At 54.6% G+C, this 18,144-nt stretch carries 16 protein-coding genes; 13 read left to right on the top strand and 3 right to left on the bottom strand.

Annotated elements, in window-relative coordinates; translation table 11 throughout:
* Positions 1-27 precede the first annotated feature (27 nt).
* The 8 genes from PAECUDRAFT_RS07830 to PAECUDRAFT_RS24500 all read left to right on the top strand — a co-directional run bounded on the left by PAECUDRAFT_RS07830 (position 28) and on the right by PAECUDRAFT_RS24500 (position 8,962).
* A complete protein-coding gene (locus tag PAECUDRAFT_RS07830) occupies positions 28-1,524 on the top strand; it encodes an MDR family MFS transporter (protein WP_006037579.1) in 1,497 nt (498 codons plus the stop codon).
* Between the two features lie 112 nt (positions 1,525-1,636).
* Positions 1,637-2,320 carry a 50S ribosomal protein L25 gene (locus PAECUDRAFT_RS07825; RefSeq protein ID WP_006037578.1) on the top strand — a complete coding sequence of 228 codons (684 nt, stop codon included), beginning with the start codon at positions 1,637-1,639 and terminating at the stop codon, positions 2,318-2,320.
* Positions 2,321-2,534: 214 nt separating this feature from the next.
* Positions 2,535-3,140 (top strand): pentapeptide repeat-containing protein, encoded by a 606-nt coding sequence (locus PAECUDRAFT_RS07820; RefSeq protein ID WP_006037577.1) that lies wholly within the window; start codon positions 2,535-2,537, stop codon positions 3,138-3,140.
* Positions 3,141-3,162: 22 nt separating this feature from the next.
* Positions 3,163-3,999, top strand: a complete 837-nt coding sequence (locus PAECUDRAFT_RS07815) for an SDR family oxidoreductase (protein WP_006037576.1) — start codon at positions 3,163-3,165, stop codon at positions 3,997-3,999.
* A gap of 60 nt (positions 4,000-4,059) precedes the next feature.
* Positions 4,060-4,545: a metal ABC transporter substrate-binding protein gene (locus PAECUDRAFT_RS24505; RefSeq protein WP_006037575.1), complete on the top strand. Its 486-nt coding sequence runs from the start codon at positions 4,060-4,062 to the stop codon at positions 4,543-4,545.
* 227 nt (positions 4,546-4,772) lie between these two features.
* Positions 4,773-6,158, top strand: coding sequence for an LLM class flavin-dependent oxidoreductase (locus PAECUDRAFT_RS07805; RefSeq protein WP_006037574.1), 1,386 nt, complete (start codon positions 4,773-4,775; stop codon positions 6,156-6,158).
* The gene (locus PAECUDRAFT_RS07800) at positions 6,155-7,486 is read left to right on the top strand and encodes a M20 metallopeptidase family protein (protein WP_006037573.1); all 1,332 of its coding nucleotides are present in this window, start codon (positions 6,155-6,157) and stop codon (positions 7,484-7,486) included. Before PAECUDRAFT_RS07805 ends, PAECUDRAFT_RS07800 begins: the two co-directional genes overlap by 4 nt.
* A 297-nt stretch (positions 7,487-7,783) precedes the next feature.
* Entirely contained in the window at positions 7,784-8,962 is a 1,179-nt protein-coding gene (locus tag PAECUDRAFT_RS24500) for a transglutaminase domain-containing protein (protein ID WP_006037572.1), read from the top strand.
* Positions 8,963-9,400: 438 nt separating this feature from the next.
* Here the strand turns inward: PAECUDRAFT_RS24500 and PAECUDRAFT_RS07790 are convergent, their stop codons facing one another.
* Positions 9,401-10,570: a virulence factor gene (locus tag PAECUDRAFT_RS07790; protein WP_006037571.1), complete on the bottom strand. Its 1,170-nt coding sequence runs from the start codon at positions 10,568-10,570 to the stop codon at positions 9,401-9,403.
* A gap of 55 nt (positions 10,571-10,625) precedes the next feature.
* Positions 10,626-10,781, bottom strand: coding sequence for a hypothetical protein (locus PAECUDRAFT_RS25870; RefSeq protein ID WP_158306239.1), 156 nt, complete (start codon positions 10,779-10,781; stop codon positions 10,626-10,628).
* 244 nt (positions 10,782-11,025) lie between these two features.
* Between PAECUDRAFT_RS25870 and PAECUDRAFT_RS07785 the strand changes: the two genes are divergently transcribed.
* The 5 genes from PAECUDRAFT_RS07785 to PAECUDRAFT_RS07765 all read left to right on the top strand — a co-directional run bounded on the left by PAECUDRAFT_RS07785 (position 11,026) and on the right by PAECUDRAFT_RS07765 (position 17,206).
* Positions 11,026-12,105 (top strand): Gfo/Idh/MocA family protein, encoded by a 1,080-nt coding sequence (locus tag PAECUDRAFT_RS07785; RefSeq protein WP_006037570.1) that lies wholly within the window; start codon positions 11,026-11,028, stop codon positions 12,103-12,105.
* Positions 12,106-12,257: 152 nt separating this feature from the next.
* Entirely contained in the window at positions 12,258-13,880 is a 1,623-nt protein-coding gene (locus PAECUDRAFT_RS07780; RefSeq protein ID WP_006037569.1) for an ABC-F family ATP-binding cassette domain-containing protein, read from the top strand.
* A gap of 142 nt (positions 13,881-14,022) precedes the next feature.
* Positions 14,023-14,685, top strand: a complete 663-nt coding sequence (locus PAECUDRAFT_RS24495) for a zinc ribbon domain-containing protein (RefSeq protein ID WP_006037568.1) — start codon at positions 14,023-14,025, stop codon at positions 14,683-14,685.
* A gap of 177 nt (positions 14,686-14,862) precedes the next feature.
* On the top strand, positions 14,863-15,771 hold the full coding sequence (locus PAECUDRAFT_RS07770) for a cation diffusion facilitator family transporter (RefSeq protein ID WP_006037567.1): 909 nt from the start codon (positions 14,863-14,865) through the stop codon (positions 15,769-15,771).
* A 388-nt stretch (positions 15,772-16,159) separates the two neighbouring features.
* Entirely contained in the window at positions 16,160-17,206 is a 1,047-nt protein-coding gene (locus tag PAECUDRAFT_RS07765) for a C40 family peptidase (RefSeq protein WP_006037566.1), read from the top strand.
* Between the two features lie 20 nt (positions 17,207-17,226).
* Here the strand turns inward: PAECUDRAFT_RS07765 and PAECUDRAFT_RS07760 are convergent, their stop codons facing one another.
* The gene (locus PAECUDRAFT_RS07760) at positions 17,227-18,144 is read right to left on the bottom strand and encodes an AraC family transcriptional regulator (protein WP_006037565.1); all 918 of its coding nucleotides are present in this window, start codon (positions 18,142-18,144) and stop codon (positions 17,227-17,229) included.

The raw sequence follows: 18,144 nt of genomic DNA, 5'->3' as shown, positions 1-18,144 counted from the left end.
CGCTCTATGAGCAGAAAGCAGGGACTTATGTCAGCCACTACGCAAAAAAATCCGGCATCAGCCGGCGGGGATGATTTCTCGCTAAAAGCGATTTTGCCTCCGCTTATGGCTATCATTGTCGGCATGATCATGGTTATTCTGGACAGCACCGTTGTCAACAATGCAATTCCGAAGCTCGTTGAATATTTCGATACGGATCTGAAGACGATCCAGTGGACGGTTACAGGCTATACTTTAGCTTTATCTGCGGTAATCCCGCTTGCCGGATGGTTGACCGATAAATTCGGCTCCAAGCAAATTTTTATGATTACAATCGCCCTGTTCACAATCGGCTCAGTGCTGTGCGGCATCGCGCAAACGCCGGAGCAGCTAATCCTTTACCGCATTATCCAAGGCTTGGGCGGCGGCATGGTGGCTCCGATCGGGATGGCTATGGTGTTTAAGCTGGCGCCTCCAGAGCGCCGCGGATCGATCATGGGCGTACTCGGCATCCCGATGCTGATGGCGCCGGCATTCGGTCCGGTATTATCCGGTTGGTTGGTCGATTCCGTTAGCTGGCATTGGATTTTCATCATTAATTTGCCGATCGGCATTATCGCGTTGATTCTCGGTTATAAATATTTGCCAAAATCCGACCGCCATTCGGCGCCTCATCTGGATGTGATTGGCATGTGCCTCGCGCCGATCGCCTTCTCCATGCTGGCATATGGCGTCAGTGAAGGCGGCACGAGCTGGTCCTCGACTTCGACGCTTACGGGACTGATCGTCGGCGGTGTTGCGCTCATCCTCTTCATCATCGTGGAGCTGAGACAGAAGCAGCCGCTGCTGGAGCTGAAAGTGTTCAAGTCGTCCGACTTTACGCGCAGCATCATCTTGGTATGGATCGTACAGCTTGCGCTGTTCGGCGCCATGCTCATCGTACCGCTATATTTGCAAGGCGTTATGCACTACAGCGCACTTGAAACGGGCTGGATCCTGATGCCGCAGGCGCTATGCGCGGGAATCGGCATGCCGATCAGCGGCCGGTTGTTTGACAAGATCGGCGCACGTCCGCTTGCCTTCGCTGGCCTTACAGCCGTATCTGTCGCCTTGTTCATTTTGTCTGGCATTTCCGTCGATACTTCGCTGTGGGTCATCATTCTGTGCATCTGCATTATGGGACTGGGCATGGGCTTCTCCATGATGCCGCTTAACACGCATGTCCTGAACTCGGCGCCTCGCCGTCTGGTGAGCCGCGTTACTCCGCTGACTACAGCAGCTCAGCAAGTAGTCGTCTCGTTTGCGGTCGCAGGCTTGACCGGTTATCTGACGTCGCAAATCACCTCCCACGCCGCAAGCGCGGGAGCGAATGCGAATCCGCTGGACGCTGTCGTTGCAGGGTACGGCGACACCTTCTTCCTGTCTGCGTGCATTGCGACTGCAGGCGTTGCATTGACGCTCATCCTGCGAAAGCCGAGACAGCTGAAAGAAGAGGATATCACTGGCGGGGAAAATCCGGACCCGGCGATGATGGTAGGTCACTAATCGCGAATCGGTTCTACAAGACGCTCGATTATTTTACATGGCATTAGGCAAGCCTAACGGGGAATCAGCTCGCAAACCATTGAGTCGCGGGCGTGTGAAGGAGGATTCCGAAGTGGGCATACCATTGACAGTTGAAGCTAGAGCCACTCGTACGAAGCGCGAGCTTCGTGAATTGCGCGGCCAGGGCAAGGTGCCGGGCGTTATATATGGCTCGGGCTTGGCAGGGCCGACGCTAATTGCATTGGCTGAGCGCGATCTTTTGCCGCTGCTTCGTACGCATCCCAATGCGGTGCTGGACGTAGCGGTGCCGGGCGGGCTGAAGGAGCCTGTCGTCATCTCCGAGGTGCAGCGTGATCCGCTGTCGCATCAAGTCGTTCATATCGATTTGCATCAAATTAATATGAATGAGAAGCTGAAGACGCATGTTCGTCTAGAGGTGACTGGGGACAGTACGGGCGTCCGCGAAGGCGGCATCCTGACATTGATGCTGCATGAGCTTGAGATTGAATGCTTGCCGAATCAGCTTCCGGAAGTGATCGAGATTAATGTCGCATCGCTCGGCGTAGGCGAGAATTTGCTCGTTAGCGATTTGACGCTGCCTGCTGGCGTAACGGTTCGCTCTGATGCGGATCAAGTCGTCGTAACGATTCTTGCGCCGCAGAAGGAGCTTTCGGCTGAGGAAGCGGAGGCTCAGGCTGTCGAGGCGCATGAAGCGGAGGCGCGTTCGAAGGAAGCGAAGATGCAGGAAGTGAAGACCGGTGTCGGCGGACAGCCAGCGCAAGTGGGCGGAAGCTAAACAGCTGAATCGACGTCAATGGATTGATGGTAACGCAATGACAAGCTAGGCTGCTTCGGCAGCCTTTTTTTATCGCAGCCTGTGGTGCTTAGCCGCAGGCTTTTTATTTTGGCTTAAAGAATAAACTTCTTGACTTTTAGCCGACGTCATACAGGTTCTTGACACCTGTGTGCTATATTGAGAACAATGCAAGCACTTGGTAAGGAGGCAATTCATGTTCCAGCATAGTCATCAAAAATATGTGGATGTGGCGTTCGGCGCGCAAGATTTGCGATATGGGGAGCTCATAAGCTGCACCTTTACTCGCTGTTCGTTTGTGAACGGATCGTTAGATGAGATTGCGTCCAGCAACTGTCGGTTTATCGACTGCGATTTTCGCGGCGCTTCATTGAATGGTTCGATTCATAAAGAATCGGCGTTTGAAAATTGCAGCTTCAGTGAAGCGAATCTTTTTGTTTCTAAATTCGACCAGTGCAAGATGACGGGCTCGGATTTTTCGGGCTCCAATATGGATGGGATCACGATTGTGCAAGGCGACTGGTCTTATACGAATTTAAGGCATGCCAGATTAGCGAAACAGAATTTGCGAGGGGTCAAATTTTACGAAGCGGACCTGTCAGGAGCCAATTTGGAGAAAGCCGATCTGAGGGATTGCGATTTAACGATGGTTCAGCTGGCGAAAGCGAAGCTGCAAGGAACGGATGTAAGAGGCGCCAAGATGGAAAGCGTCGATTTCAAGTCGCTGGTCGTTACCGGCATGAGAATGGATAGAGAGCAAGCCGTGTTATTGGCGCTCGCGCATGGTGCAAAAGTAGGTTAATTGGGGGGGGGAGCTACCGCGTATGAACAATCGTCGCGTGCTGCTGACCGGTGCAAATGCAGGCATTGGCAAAGCAACTGCCGAGGCGCTAGCGAAGCAAGGCGCTTCATTAATTCTCGCATGCCGGGACACGGCAAAGGGGGAAGAAGTCCGTCAGGAGATCGTGCGCAGCACTGGGAACGATCGGATCGATCTGCTCCGGTTGGATTTGGCTTCGTTCGCTTCGATCCGGACATTCGCTGCAGAGGTGAATCGTTCCTATGACAAGCTGGATGTTCTTGTGAATAATGCAGGGATCATGATGAATGAGTGGACGCCAACCGCCGAGGGGCTGGAGACGATCATGGGCGTGAACCATTTTGGCACGTTTCTGTTAACCGGGCTGCTGACCGATCTGCTCCAAGCAAGCGGCTGTTCGAGAATCGTTACGGTCAGCTCGATGGCCCACCGCATGTACAAGTTAAACGTAGATGATCTCCATGCCAAGCATAACTATTTGCCTTCGCGCGCTTACGGGCAATCGAAGCTGGCGAACATTCTGTTTACATACGAGTTGGCGCGCCGATTGAACGGGTCGGGCGTTACTGCGAATTGCCTGCATCCCGGAATCGTGAAAACCAGCTTTGCCAAGCGGCTGACTGGACTTGAGATGCTCTCCTTCGCTGCTTTGAAGCCGTTCATGATCTCGGTTGAAAAAGGGGCCGCGACTTCGGTGTTTCTAGCCTCCTCGCCAGAGGTAGAGGGCGTAAGCGGTCGGTACTTCATTCGCTGCAAGGAAGCGCGCTCCTCCAAGCTAAGCCATAACGCGCAATTAGCAAAAGCGCTTTGGGAGGAAAGTGAACGAGTGACCGGACTTTAAAGCGGGCTGCTGTAACCTTTTCTCTGCTGTTGCCGTCATAGATGATGGAGGTGGCACTAGATGGCATTCACGAACAAACGAGCCGTACTCATTGCTCTAATCGCATTATTATACATATTGGCAGGATGCTCCGCGAAAGCGACATCCGGTTCAAAACAAGCTTTGGACGATAAAATCGTTCCTGCTCCAACGATTGTGGCGGGGACAAGCATCATTCCGTCAACGCAAAGCACCTACTGCTGGGGGAAATTGGGCTGCGCTGATTATGTCGGGGGTAAAGCGATGGTTGAAGGAAAAACGCCGTTCGCTGTGAAGCCTGAATCAGAGATTCATATCTCGTTTGAATATGATCCTGCGCCGTCGCAAGTCAGCGTTTATCAGTACAAAGACGATAAGACGGCAGATGTTCCTCTAAACGAAGGCCGTTTTCGAGTGCCAGCGGACAAAGGCGTTTATTACTACGGGGTTTCAGCATACTGGACGACAGAGGATGGCAAATATTCCAAAGGGGATACTTCCTCCGTTTTTGTCATTGAGGTTAAGTAAAAGCAAGGCTACGCGCCTTGCTTTTTTTATTGCTAACGACTGCGCAATCCCTCTCCGAATGTTTAATCGCTGAATAGAGAATGTCTATTAGCGTCTATTGCGAACGGGTGGTAAATTAGTAATCATATAATTCTTACTAAACGCATAGGAATTTGATATTTTATTATTCGCAGCAAAGCCATGAAGCTTGTGCCCGACCACCATAGACCGCAAAGGGGAAATGAACGATGGCAAAACGAAAACAACTCAAGCTTGGTGCAATGCTGCACGGTGTCGGAAGCAGTACGTCGTTATGGCGGCATCCTGAGGTTCAATCGGATGCGAGCGTTAATTTTGAGCTATATAAAAGCTGGGTCACCAAAGCCGAGGCGGCTAAATTCGATCTCGCATTTGTGGCGGATGGCCTCTACATTAATGAAAAGTCGATTCCGCATTTCCTGAATCGGTTCGAGCCGATTACGGTGCTGAGCGCGCTGGCTGCGGTTAGCAATCGGATCGGTCTAGTAGGGACGCTGTCAACCTCCTACAGCGAGCCGTTTACGGTATCTCGCCAGTTCGCCTCGCTAGACGTTATTAGCGGCGGCCGTGCAGGCTGGAATGTCGTGACCTCTCCGCTAGAGGGCTCGGCGCTCAACTTCGGGAAGAAGGAGCATCCGGACCATGCGAAGCGCTACCGGATCGCGACGGAATATTTGGAAGTGGCGCGCGGATTGTGGGATTCCTGGGAGGATGATGCGTTCGTGCGCGATAAGGAAGCCGGGGTGTTCTTCGATCCTGCCAAGCTTCACACGCTGAACCATCAGGGTGAATTCTTCTCCGTACAGGGCCCGCTCAATATCGCTCGCTCGAAACAGGGGCACCCGGTCGTGTTCCAAGCCGGATCATCCGAGGTAGGCAAAAACTATGCCGCGAAGGAAGCGGACGCCGTGTTCACCGGCCACGAGACGATAGAGGATGCGATTGCGTTCTATCAGGACGTTAAAAACCGGGCGGCAGCTTTCGGCCGCAACCCGGACCACGTCGTCATTTTCCCAGGCATCGCTCCGGTTATCGGCAGCACAGAGGAAGAGGCGGAGCGCAAATACCAAGAGGTCGTAAATCTCGTATCGGCGGAAAATGCATTGCTTTATCTCGGCCGTTACTTCGACCATCACGACTTCTCTCAATATGATCTGGATGCGCCGTTCCCGGAGCTGGGGGAGGTAGGCCGCAACAGCTTCCAGAGCCATACCGATCGAATCAAAGCGGTTGCGAAAGAGAAGGGCCTGACGCTTCGTCAAGTTGCGCTAGCGACGGCAACGCCGCGTCCAACCTTCATCGGAACAGCTGCGCAGGTGGCGGACCGTGTGCAGGAATGGTTCGCACGAGGCGCGGCAGACGGCTTCATGATCGCCTCGGCTGTGCCGCACGGGCTTGAGGATTTTATCTTGCAGGTCGTTCCGATTTTGCAGGAGCGGGGCTTGTTCCGCACGGAATACGAAAGCGATACGCTGCGCGGAAATCTAGGGGTGCCGATTCCGGCGAACCGCTATGCGGCAGCTGGGGCTAACGGCGAAGCCCAAACGAAAGCGGCAGCTGAAGTGGCTGCTGCTAAACCTAGCGATCTGGCATGAATAGGGCGGGGCAGAGGGAAGCTTCGTTAACGGATAACGCCAACGCTTCGCGGCAGGAGGATGTGGCCGCGCCGGAAGCGCGGCTTCGCTCGGGCGGCGATCATGCGCTGGCTGCGATGCTCGATTACGTCGGTACACTGCACGACGAATTGGTTGCCATCCGCCGCGATTTGCATCGACATCCCGAGCTGCTCTATAACATCGATCGCACCGCGAGCATTGTCATTCGCCTGCTTCAAGAATGGGGAATCGAGGTCGAGCAAGGCGTCGGTCCCCATTTTGGCAAAGGCGTGGTTGGCTCGCTGCGCGGCGAATGCGGCGAGGGGCCAACTATTATTTTGCGCGCGGATATGGATGCTTTGCCGATTACGGAGCTGAACGAAACGGAATATCGTTCCAGCATCGAAGGGGTGATGCATGCCTGCGGGCATGATGCGCATACGGCCATGCTGCTCGGAGCGGCGAAGACGCTGGCGGCGAACCGCACAGCGTTTGCAGGCGAGATCCGTTTTGTTTTCCAGCCTGCTGAGGAAGGCGCGCTGCCGAGTCCGCTCGATGGCAGGCTGCTCTCCGGCGGGCGCGATATGATCGATGCAGGCATCCTGAAAGGCGTTGATCGCTGTTACGCGCTCCATGTCTGGCCGGAGCTTGAAGCAGGCACGGCGGGCGTTCACGCCCATTATGCGATGGCTGCCTCTAGCCATTTTCATGTTACGTTTCATGGGACGAACGGCCATCACAGCACGCCCCACCTGGCAGTGGACGCGATTCAGATGGCGGCAAGCTACATAGCAGCCGTGAACGGCATGATGGCGCATGGTGTCAATCCGACGGAATCGGCGGTATTGGCATTCGGCACGCTTGAAGCGGGAACCGCTATTAATGCCATCGCGGAGCGAAGCGTGATTAAGGGAACGTTCCGCGCTTTCGACAAAGCGACTGTGGCCGTGATCATAAGCGGGCTTGAGCGGCATGCGCAAGCAGTGGCACTCGCTTATGGGGGCACGTATGAGCTTGCGCTGCGCGAAGGGATCGCTGTCGCGAATGACGCAGCCGCCGTGCAGGATGCTGTGCGCGAAGGCGGGGCTGTTTTCGGAGAAGCGAATATGCGGCTGCTCGAACAGCCTAGTCTAGCGGGAGAGGATTTCGGTTGGTATTTGGACCGCGTTCCGGGCGCCTTCGTGCTGATTGGCTGTGCCAATCCCTCGCGAGGCCTTATAGAAGGGCTGCATCGTCCGCGATTCGACTTGGATGAATCGATACTTGTGCAAGGCGCAAGGCTGTTTGTGCGATTAGCGGTGCAGGCCGAAGCTGCCGTATATAAGTAAGCGCGGACGCATTCCAGCACGCGATCAACGAGCAGCGGGAGCAGATGGAGCGCTTTGCTTTGGACGTCGCTCCGATCCTTCGGCGAGAAGTGAAGAGCAAGCAGTGGCCAAGCAGGGAATTAGCCTATGCCTATACGGCAAGTGATGGTAGCAGGATAGCGTAAGAATTCGAAGCATGGACGATTAGGCACGGTGTGCTTAATCGTCTTTTTATGTCCATTTGGCATAATGTGGTTCTCGAATCGAGGGTTCGGTTATAATGTGCTTACAAGGACAAATTCGGCAATGAGGGAGTGAATGTCGGTGCGCAGCGTTCGCGTGGTACGGTTGGTCGTCGCAATGAGTCTGCTCGGAGGCGGCTTGGCGGCTAGTTACATGCTAAAGCCGGAGATGCTGCAGGGGGAGGCGGCGGAGTCTGTGGTCATTCGCGATAATCAGGCTTTAATCGTGGGGATTCATGAGCAGCTGCAGGCGCGCACCGAACGTTTTTCATTTCGTTTGAACGGAGCAGGCTTCTCGGAAGCTGCAATTAAGGAAGCGATCAAGCAGGCTATCGCCGCTGATGATTACACGGCTTACGTCATGGACTCCTATTACTATACGATCCGATCTCGCGCAAGCCGGGCAGATCTGGAACTCATCGTTCGCTATCGCGAAACGGCGGCACAAACGGCGCAGGTTGATCGCATAACGGACGTGGCTTTGCGAACGATTGTGCATGCGGGGATGAGCGATCATGAGAGGGTCAAAGCAATTCATGATTGGGTGGTTGATCTTGTTGCATACGATACGTCGCTTCAACGCTATACCGCTTATGAGGCTTTGTCGAGCGGGAAGGCCGTATGCCAAGGGTATGCGCTGCTTATGCATCGCATGCTGGTGAAGGCGGGTTTCGAGGATCGAATCGCCGAAGGAACGGTACAATCCGGTGATCATGCTTGGAATGTGGTGAAGCTCGGGGGCAACTGGTATCATCTCGATGCCACGTGGGATGACGCGGCGCCAGACACGAAATCGGTCAAGGATCAAGTGTTGGCGAAGTCTATAGGCAGCGAGACGAGGTATCGGTATTATTTGCTGACGGATGATCAAATGCGAGCCGATCATCATTGGACGAAGCCGTATCCGAAGGCGGAGGTTAGTTACGCTAGCGCGATAGTAGCGGATCAAAAAGCTGCTAGCGCCAGCACGGCTGCTAGCTTGGCGAAGCTGGAAGCGGCGATCGGACTGGACTGGCTGCGACCGGAGCGGACAGCGGATTCGCTGGCGTCCCTCACGAGCAAGCTGGCGGATACCGCCGCTCGGGGGCTGTTGGAGTTGACCGTCCGTTATACGAACGGCGAGTCGTGGTCGAATGATATCCGCGCGGCTATCGCCGATGCGGGAATCCGAGACGGTTATTCCGTTCGAAGCGTTCCTTATCGAACGGAGGGGTCGGTGCTGCTGCACATTGAGCTCATTCCTTCAGCGACGTGAAGGTGCAGCGCTCTGCGCGCAATAGGGAATAGAAATGTGCCCTATTGGCGGATCGGCAGCGCTCTGCGCGCAATAGGGAATAGAGATGTGCCCTATTGGCGGATCGGTGGTGCTCTGCGCGCAATAGGGAATAGAAATGTGCCCTATTGGCGGATCGGCAGCGCTCTGCGCGCAATAGGGAATAGAAATGTGCCCTATTGGCGGATCGGCAGCGCTCTGCGCGCAATAGGGAATAGAGATGTGCCCTATTGGCGGATCGGCGGCGCTCTGCGCGCAATAGGGAATAGAAACGTGCCCTATTGGCGGATCGGTGGAACCAGCGCGCACGCAAGGCACGCGGCTTCGCTCCAGCATCAGCGTGAGCGCAAATCAAACAAGCGCACGGCAAGCGAGAGAATCGCTTGTCCGTGCGCTATTTTTATGCGTAAGCAAACCTGCTTACTCCGATTCATTTCCCGCGCCGCGGTTCCGCTGCGTCATCTGCTGCCAGACCGAGCCAGCGGCTTCCTCGCCGCGCTCGATCCGCTCGACCGCCATGCTCGCTTGCAGCGAGATCTCGAATTCGGCGTCCGACATCGCCTCGCGCAGCGATTCCAGCGCGCGCTCGTCGCCTGCCTCGTAGAGGAAGCGCGCCGCCCGCCAGCGAACGAGCTTGTTGCTGTCGCGCAGCGATTCGATCATCGGTTCGATCGCGGCCGCATCGCCGATGTCAGAGAGCGTATCGCCCGCCGTCCGGCGAACGCTGACGGACTTGTCCCGCAGCGCAGTGAACAGTAGAGGCATCGCTTCAGCGCTGCGCAGATCGCCGAGATAGACGACGGCGAGACGGCGAATGGAGGCATTATCGTCCTTCAATGCGCGCTCCAGCAGCGGCAGCGCCTCCGGCGTTGCAGTAGCAAGTCGGTCGAATGCGGCATAACGGTGCTGCCAATCCGCAGCCGTTTCGAATTGCGCCAGCACTTCTGCAGGCGAGAGCGGAGCAGGCCGGATCGGCAGGTCGGAAGGTGCATCGGGACCTTGCGCGACCGACGCCTCAATCAGCGCAGCCAGCCGCTCCTCCGGATACGCGGCTTCCAGCTCCTTCACGATCTCGGCAGCAATTTCCTCTGGCTCTCCGTACCGGATGCCGAATTCCTCAAGCTTTCGCTCGCGTATCATCGTGGCGCCAGCGGCTGCTTGCACCGCATCGGTGAAACGCTGCGTCATAGCCGCGCGCACCTCGCGTTCGCCGATGCGAACCCGTACCTGCATCGGGATGCCCCGATACAGCTGGACGAGCACATGCGCTTCGCCGAAGCCGTCTGCGGAAGGCGAAGCGCCTTCCGCAGCAGCGCCTGCTCCCGCAGGGTCGCCCGCCGACAGCAGCCGGCGCGCTTCTGCTAGAATCGCTTGCCAGTCCGCATTAGGCTTGCGGTCCAGCGCGATAAAATCCGCCGTGCGGAATACGCTCCGCACGCCTTCAATCGCAAGCAGGTCGCGCAGCGGCTCAGGCGCTTCCGATGCGCGATCTGGCGTATAAGTATGTCGCAGTCCGCGGGGAAGCATTTCGTCGACATTCAGCTTCATGGAATTCGGGCTCGGTGTAGGTTCGATTGAGAGTAGCTTCATTGCAAGGATTCCTCCGTTTCTTGTCACGTGCATGATATCCCTAGTTTACCTGATCTTAAGCGACGAAGCGAATGGTCAGCAGCGTTTGTTCGCTAGTTGCTGCATTGATCAGCCCCGCGTCCATCTGAGGAGTTTCTTCGCAAGTTGCTGTATTGATCCACATGTCCATCTGAGGAGTTTCTTCGCTAGTTATTGCAACGATCAGCCCCATGTCCATCTGCTGTATTTTCAGCCAACTGCTGCAACGATGAGCTGCTTGTCCTTCTGCAACGTCGGGCAACTAAAGCCAGCGGCCGGTAAAAGCTGGAAAATAAAATGACGCTAGAAAGCAAATTCGGACAATACTATGCCAATCCGGCGCATCGTTATCGGAGAATGGAAGCGTTATAATAAAACTATATCTTGCCTGGCGTTTCCCTAGGGGGAGCCGGCACTAAAATCGGAGGAAATCAACCATGACTAACTCATCGACTGCCCGCATTCGTTTTGGCGTAATCGGCGCTGGCGCCATTGGTGCGATTCATATGGAAACCTTAAATAAACTCGCGGACGTAGCGGAGCTGAAAGCTGTAACCGATACGTACCTGCCGCTCGCTGAGCAGCGCGCAGCAGAATATGACATTCCAGTTACGCATTCTTCGCCGGAGGCGCTGCTCGCTGATCCGAAATTGGATGCGGTCGTGATCGCGGTGCCGAACCAATTCCATGCGCCGCTTGCGATTGCAGCTCTGGAAGCCGGCAAGCATGTCATTCTTGAGAAGCCGATGGCTATCGATTCCGCGAAAGCAAAAGAAATCGTCGACGTTCAAGAGCGTACAGGCAAAACATTGATCATCGCCCAGCAAATGCGCTTCTCTGGCCTAGCGCGTGCGGTGAAGGCTATCATCGACGAGGGCAAGCTCGGACGGATCTATAACGTGAAGAGCGGCTGGATTCGCAAAAAAGGCATTCCAGGCTGGGGTTCATGGTTTACGCGCAAAGAGCTGGCAGGCGGCGGTCCGCTGATCGATATCGGCGTTCATATGCTCGATTTGGCGCTCCACTTTATGAGCGGTCCTCGTCCGGTGACCGTATTCGGCACGACCTATGCCGAGTTCGGTCCGCATAAGCGCGGCACGGGCAACTGGGGAACGCCGAACTGGGAAGGCACTTACGATGTCGAGGATCTCGCTACGGCACTCATTAAGCTGGACAACGGCGCTACGCTGGCGCTTGATGTCAGTTGGGCAGCGCATGCGGCTGAGATGTCCGACGAGCCATACATTCATCTAATGGGATCGGAAGCAGGCATTTCGTACGTTGGCAATACAGCGAAGTTCATTACGCATGTTGACAATGAGGTCGTGACGACGGAAATCAAGCCGCTCGACGACGCGAATGAGCGCGAGCTGCTCGCTCGCCATTTTATCCAATCCATTCAAGACGGCACGACGCCGATCTCTTCCGCCATTTCGGGTTATACGAACAACCGGATACTCGATGCGATCTATGAGTCGTCCGAGACGGGCAATCAAGTGAAGCTGAACTGGAACTAGGCTGAGCATTGTGCATAACGGGATGGGTTTCCAAGAGGCGATGAATCGCCGATCTCTGGAAACCGATCCCGTTTTTTCACACCTTATGACGGAAGCGGGCATTTATGATATAATGATGCGATGAACATGTTTGAGAGGACGGGATCCATTCAATGATTAGTACGACAGGCGTCTCGCTTCGCTACGGCAAGCGCCCGCTATTCGAGGATGTTAATATTAAGTTTACGCCAGGCAACTGCTATGGCTTGATCGGCGCTAACGGCGCAGGCAAGTCGACTTTCCTCAAAATCTTGTCCGGCGAGATCGAGCCTAACACAGGCGAAGTGCACATTACGCCAGGCGAGCGTTATGCGGTTCTGAAGCAGAACCATTACGAATACGATGAGTTCTCGGTCTTGCAGACCGTAATTATGGGCCACAAACGCCTGTATGACGTGATGCAAGAGAAGGACGCGCTATATGCGAAAGCTGAATTCACGGACGAGGACGGTATGCGCGCAGGCGAGCTCGAAGCCGAATTCGCAGAGATGAACGGCTGGGAAGCGGAGTCCGAAGCGGCAGAGATGCTCAACGGCCTCGGCATTTTCACAGAGTTCCACGATAAGCAAATGAAGGAGCTCGGCGGCAACGAGAAGGTACGCGTTTTGCTTGCGCAGGCTTTGTTCGGTACGCCTAACATCCTGCTGCTTGACGAGCCTACCAACCACTTGGACATGGAATCGATCCATTGGCTCGAGAACTTCCTGGCTAAATTCGAAGGCACCGTTATCGTAGTCAGCCATGACCGTCACTTCCTGAATACGGTTTGTACGCATATCGCGGACATCGACTTTGGCAAAATCCAAATGTACGTCGGCAACTACGACTTCTGGTATGAGTCCAGCCAGCTGGCGCTCGCGCTGCAGCGCGACCAGAACAAGAAAAAAGAAGATAAAATTAAAGAGCTGCAAGCGTTCATTCAGCGCTTCAGTGCGAATAAATCGAAGTCGAAGCAGGCGACTTCCCGTAAGAAAATGCTCGATAAAATCTCGCTCGACGACATCCGTCCGTCGAACCGCAAGTATCCGTTCATTAACTTCAAGCCGGAGCGTGAAGCGGGCAAGCAATTGCTGCTTGTTGAAGGCCTGACGAAGACGATTGACGGCGAGAAAATTATCGACAACCTGACGTTCACCGTGAACAAAGGCGACAAAATCGCGCTCGTTGGTCCTAACGGTTTGGCGAAAACCGTTCTGTACCAGCTCATTATGGGCGAGCTCGAGCCGGATGCCGGCACGTTCCAATGGGGCATTACAACGACTCAGGCTTACTTCCCTAAGGACAACTCGGCTTACTTCGATGGCGTGGATTTGACGCTGGTTGACTGGCTCCGCCAATATTCCAAAGATCAGGACGAAACGTTCATCCGCGGATTCCTCGGCCGCATGCTGTTTGCAGGCGACGAGTCGATGAAGAAAGCAAGCGTATTGTCCGGTGGCGAGAAGGTACGCTGCATGCTGTCCAAAATGATGCTGTCCGGCTCGAACGTGCTTGTCATGGACGAACCGACGAACCACTTGGACCTCGAATCGATTACGGCGCTCAATAATGGCATGATCGACTTTGATGGCACGATGCTGTTCACCTCGCATGACCATCAGTTCGTTCAAACCGTTGCGAACCGGATCTTCGAGATTACGCCGAACGGCTTGATCGATCGGATGATGTCGTATGACGAGTATCTGGAAAATGCGGAAGTAAAAGCGATGCGCGAGCGGATGTATCCGGCGGAGTAAGACGTTTGCGAAGCTTTGAATCGTAACTCCAAGCCTGCAGGCGTGATTGCTTGCAGGCTTTTTTTGTCGAATGCTGATTAAGTGCCGCTTCGTGCGGTTAATGAGAACCAACTTACATTGCACGAACTTTGGGGGGATCTGCATGTCTATTTTTGAACGAGTGAAGCAAGGGGCATCCGATGCGGCGCGGAAAGCGCAGCAGACGCTTGAGATTACCCGATTGAACAGCCAGAAATCGTCGCGCGAGAAGGAAATGTCGAAGCTGTATACGGAGATGGGCGAGGCGATGTTCCACGCCTATATGCATGGCGAGACGGCGGAGACGGAGGAACGCGTAACTTCCTGCTGCGAGCAATTGCGGACGTTGCAGCAGGAGGTTGACGCGATTGAGGATAAGATTCAAGGCGTGAAGCTGGAGAAGAGCTGCGGCTGCGGCAAGGTCGTTCCAGTGAACGTGAAGTTCTGCCCGGACTGCGGAACGCGCTTTACGGAGCAAGAGCCGAAGCCTGAGATGACGATGGGCGAGATTCGCGTGATTTGCCCGGACTGCGATACGGAGAACGATCTGGCAGCGCGATACTGCACCGATTGCGGGCTGGAGCTCGGCAAGCCGAAGGCGGCGCCTGCTGACTTGTCGAAGACAGCGTCCCCTCTGCACCATGAGCAAGAGCATGGACATGAGCAAGAGCGAGAGCGAGAGCGAGAGGCATCGGCAGGAACGGAGCAACGCGATGAGCAGCGCCAATCCGACGCCGTCGGCAATAAGCCGCGCCGGGATGATGATAATCCATTCGGCTATTTTTAATGCATAATAAAGCAAGCGAAGCAGTCTGCGCGTATTTTAGCGTAAGGCTGCTTTTTTTGTCCCAATAATAGACGGGCATGAGGTGGTAAGCCTTATTCAAACAATGAGCCGGATGAATGGAGGGGAATGGGATAATCTAGGTGAGGTACCTTTTTAGGGAATTTGGAGGTCATAACGTTGGCGATTGGCGATCAGTATGCGGAAATTAAACAGGGCGAGCGAGGCGCTTGGATCAGCATCGGCGCATATTTGGCGTTGTCAGGCGTGAAGTTGTTTGCCGGGTATTGGTTTGCCTCGCTCGCGCTGACCGCGGATGGATTCAATAACTTAACGGATATTGTAGCTTCAATTGCTGTGCTGGTCGGCTTGCGCATTTCACAGAAACCGCCGGATAAGGACCATCCGTATGGCCATTTTCGAGCGGAAACGATTGCTGCGCTTATCGCATCCTTCATTATGGCAACGGTCGGCATACAGGTGCTGATTGATGCCGTGCGCTCCTTGTTCGCGGGCAAGCAGGAGATGCCCGGCCTAACGTCTGCTTGGGTAGCGCTGGGCGCAGCTGCTGCGATGCTGCTTGTCTATCAATACAATCGAAAGCTGGCAAAGCGAATTAACAACCAAGCGCTGATGGCAGCAGCCAAGGATAATTTGTCTGATGCGCTCGTTAGCATCGGGGCCGCGGTAGGCATTATCGGCGCAAGAATGGGGTTGGCATGGCTTGACCTCGCCGCCGCGTTCGCGGTAGGGCTTATTATTTGCAAGACGGCATGGGACATTTTCTACAGCTCGACGCATGCGCTGACGGATGGCTTCGACGAGAAGCGGCTCGTGACGCTGCGCGGTACGATCGAGCGGACCAAAGGCGTACGATCGATTAAAGATATTAAAGCGCGCGTACATGGCAGCAATGTGCTAATTGATGTGATCGTGCTCGTTGACCCCTCTTTAACGCTTGTAGAGAGCCATCAGATCAGTGACGAAATCGAGCAGCAGATGGAGCGCAAGCATAACATCATGAGCGTACACGTGCATGTGGAGCCATGCATCAGCACGCCGATGCCAACAGCCGCAGTGGACAATTAGCCTAGCTGCGGCGTTCAGAACAGTTAGTAAATGTTGGTTACGCTAGTTAAGTAGGTATATAGTGGTTCCAGCGACCTATCTTTCCCTGCAAGTCCAAAGTTATGGGACCGTGAGAATGTTTTAACAAAGGAAGATAGCAATCTCGCTGTGTTGCCAAGCATAATGAGAAACATGAGAGAGCGCCCATTGGGCGCTTTTTGTTTGTTTGCGTTTGCATTACCAATTGGCAAGGTTCGTTATGCCTACGGATGGCGCGAGACAAGTTAGGAGGTTCGGCGGATGCTCCATTGTTCAACAAAATCTACAATGAGGTCATATTCCGTGAGACAGAGGGATTACCGAAGGAGAAGCAGCGGTAGACATCACGAACAACGGAGGGTATGACAACATGGGAACATTTTCGTCGAAAATGAAAAAACCGCTCATTACAGCTTCAGTAACAGCTATGCTCGCGCTAGGCGCAGTAGCGGCGCCGGCTGCGGATGTATGGGCAGCGCAAGTCGGAACGGCAACGGTGCAGGCAGGCGTTAATATGCGTACGCAGCCGTCGACTGCGGGCAGCGTCATTCGTTTATTAAAGCAAGGCGAATCGATCGTTGTATTAGAGCAGACGAATGCTTATTGGTATAAAGTGCAGGATTCGCGCGGAGCGATCGGATACGTCTCGACTTCCAGCCAATATTTATCGGTTACCTCTTCAGGCGCGCCATCCCAAGGCAATACGAATGGCACGATCGTTGCGACAGTAACATTACGGACAAGCCCTTCCACAAGCGGATCGGCGATTGGCTATTTGCATAAAAACGATCAAGTTCAGGTGCTCAGCGCGCCGAATGCTTACTGGTATGAGGTTGCCGACCAGCAAGGGCGCAGAGGCTACATCAGCTCCCAATCGAAGTATGTTACCGTTAACGGCACGGTGCCAGGCGGCAGCGCAGGCAATGGCGGAGGCAACCCTAGCACGCCTGACAACGGAGCAGGCACAGGCGACAACGCAGCAAAAATTGAGCAGGTTATCGCAACAGGCATGAAATACTTAGGCACGCCGTACGAATTCGGATCTGATCGCAACACGACTACGACCTTCGATTGCTCGGATCTCGTGCGTACGATGTTCCTTGAAGGGATCGGGCTCAAGCTGCCGGCGGATTCTCGTCAGCAGGGAGAATATGTGCAAAACAAGGGCAATGCCGTAACCGACTGGCATCAGCTCAAGCGCGGCGATCTCATTTTCTTCATGTCCTATAAAGGCTCCAGCGCTTCCGCGTATGCTGGCATAGACAAGTCGAAGCAAAAGATTACGCATGACGGCATTTACTTGGGCAACGGGCAAGTGCTGCATACGTATTCCAAAGAATCAGGCGGCGTCAAAATCAGCAGCATCGCAGGCACGCACTGGGAATACCGCTTCGTATATGGCGGCAGCGCGCTGTAGGCATAAATATATATTCTACGTTACTCCAGCTCGCTTGGGGCAGCGAAATCGCGAGACGACTCTTTCCGGTATTCGGAAGGGGTCGTTTTTTGCTGTTTGCGAAACACTTTAATGAAATAGCTCATATGATCGAAGCCGACCTCTAGCGCAATATCCGATATTTTGCGGTCGGTATTCCGCAGCAGCTCTGCCGCTCTGCGAATGCGATACGTATTTACATATTCGATCGGCGTTTTGCGGGTCATCGATTTGAAAAATCGGATAAACTGCCCCTCGCTCATCGGCACGAGATCGGCCAGTTCCTGAATGCGCAGCGGGCGATCGAAGTTTCGCTGAATATGGACGATGATCGCTTTGAGCCGTTCGATTTTCGCTGATTCGGCTGCGCTCGTGACGGCTCGGCTGCGCCATTGTCCAGCAGCTGCGATAGCGTGAAAAATAAGCAGCATGCGGCCTTTCATCGCTGCTTCGTAGCCGGGGGATCGCCCTTCGTAATCAGCTCGGATTGCCGCCAAGTGGCCCAGCACGCTCCGGCCCCAGTCGGTATCGGAGCGAATATGGCGGGGAAACGTGCGGCGACGCTCCTGCAGCGGCGTGATGAAGCTCGCTTGAATGGCGTCATAGCTGGCGCTGGACAGCCAGCCGACATCAAAGACGATCGCGCAGAATCGGCAGATCGCGCCTTCCTGTGCATGCCCCGCATGGATATCTCCTCCATTAATGAAGACGGCTTCCCCTGCCCGAACGATCAGATATTCAGTGTCGACCTGGAACTGTACTTCTCCTTCCAGCACGCAGAAGAACTCAGCCTCCTGATGCCAGTGGGTATCCAGCACGGGTTCTCCCAAATCTCTGTCTATCCAATAGGCTGCCAACGGCAGCATGGCATCTCCATGGAGGCGATCCTCGCGGAGGGAGTGTTTAGCATAAATATCCAT

Source organism: Paenibacillus curdlanolyticus YK9, assembly GCF_000179615.1.
GTDB lineage: Bacteria > Bacillota > Bacilli > Paenibacillales > Paenibacillaceae > Paenibacillus_T > Paenibacillus_T curdlanolyticus.
Note: the sequence above shows the minus strand (reverse complement) of the source record. Positions and strands in the feature narration are given on the sequence as shown.

Bases quoted from the DNA above. Each gene is read 5' to 3' on its own strand.
- PAECUDRAFT_RS07805 (WP_006037574.1), top strand. From the start codon at position 4,773: ATGGCAAAACGAAAACAACTCAAGCTTGGTGCAATGCTGCACGGTGTC.
- PAECUDRAFT_RS25870 (WP_158306239.1), bottom strand. From the start codon at position 10,781: ATGGGGCTGATCGTTGCAATAACTAGCGAAGAAACTCCTCAGATGGAC.
- PAECUDRAFT_RS24505 (WP_006037575.1), top strand. From the start codon at position 4,060: ATGGCATTCACGAACAAACGAGCCGTACTCATTGCTCTAATCGCATTA.
- PAECUDRAFT_RS07820 (WP_006037577.1), top strand. From the start codon at position 2,535: ATGTTCCAGCATAGTCATCAAAAATATGTGGATGTGGCGTTCGGCGCG.
- PAECUDRAFT_RS07790 (WP_006037571.1), bottom strand. From the start codon at position 10,570: ATGAAGCTACTCTCAATCGAACCTACACCGAGCCCGAATTCCATGAAG.
- PAECUDRAFT_RS24500 (WP_006037572.1), top strand. From the start codon at position 7,784: ATGTCGGTGCGCAGCGTTCGCGTGGTACGGTTGGTCGTCGCAATGAGT.
- PAECUDRAFT_RS24495 (WP_006037568.1), top strand. From the start codon at position 14,023: ATGTCTATTTTTGAACGAGTGAAGCAAGGGGCATCCGATGCGGCGCGG.
- PAECUDRAFT_RS07830 (WP_006037579.1), top strand. From the start codon at position 28: ATGTCAGCCACTACGCAAAAAAATCCGGCATCAGCCGGCGGGGATGAT.
- PAECUDRAFT_RS07780 (WP_006037569.1), top strand. From the start codon at position 12,258: ATGATTAGTACGACAGGCGTCTCGCTTCGCTACGGCAAGCGCCCGCTA.
- PAECUDRAFT_RS07760 (WP_006037565.1), bottom strand. From the start codon at position 18,144: ATGGATATTTATGCTAAACACTCCCTCCGCGAGGATCGCCTCCATGGA.
- PAECUDRAFT_RS07785 (WP_006037570.1), top strand. From the start codon at position 11,026: ATGACTAACTCATCGACTGCCCGCATTCGTTTTGGCGTAATCGGCGCT.
- PAECUDRAFT_RS07765 (WP_006037566.1), top strand. From the start codon at position 16,160: ATGGGAACATTTTCGTCGAAAATGAAAAAACCGCTCATTACAGCTTCA.
- PAECUDRAFT_RS07800 (WP_006037573.1), top strand. From the start codon at position 6,155: ATGAATAGGGCGGGGCAGAGGGAAGCTTCGTTAACGGATAACGCCAAC.
- PAECUDRAFT_RS07815 (WP_006037576.1), top strand. From the start codon at position 3,163: ATGAACAATCGTCGCGTGCTGCTGACCGGTGCAAATGCAGGCATTGGC.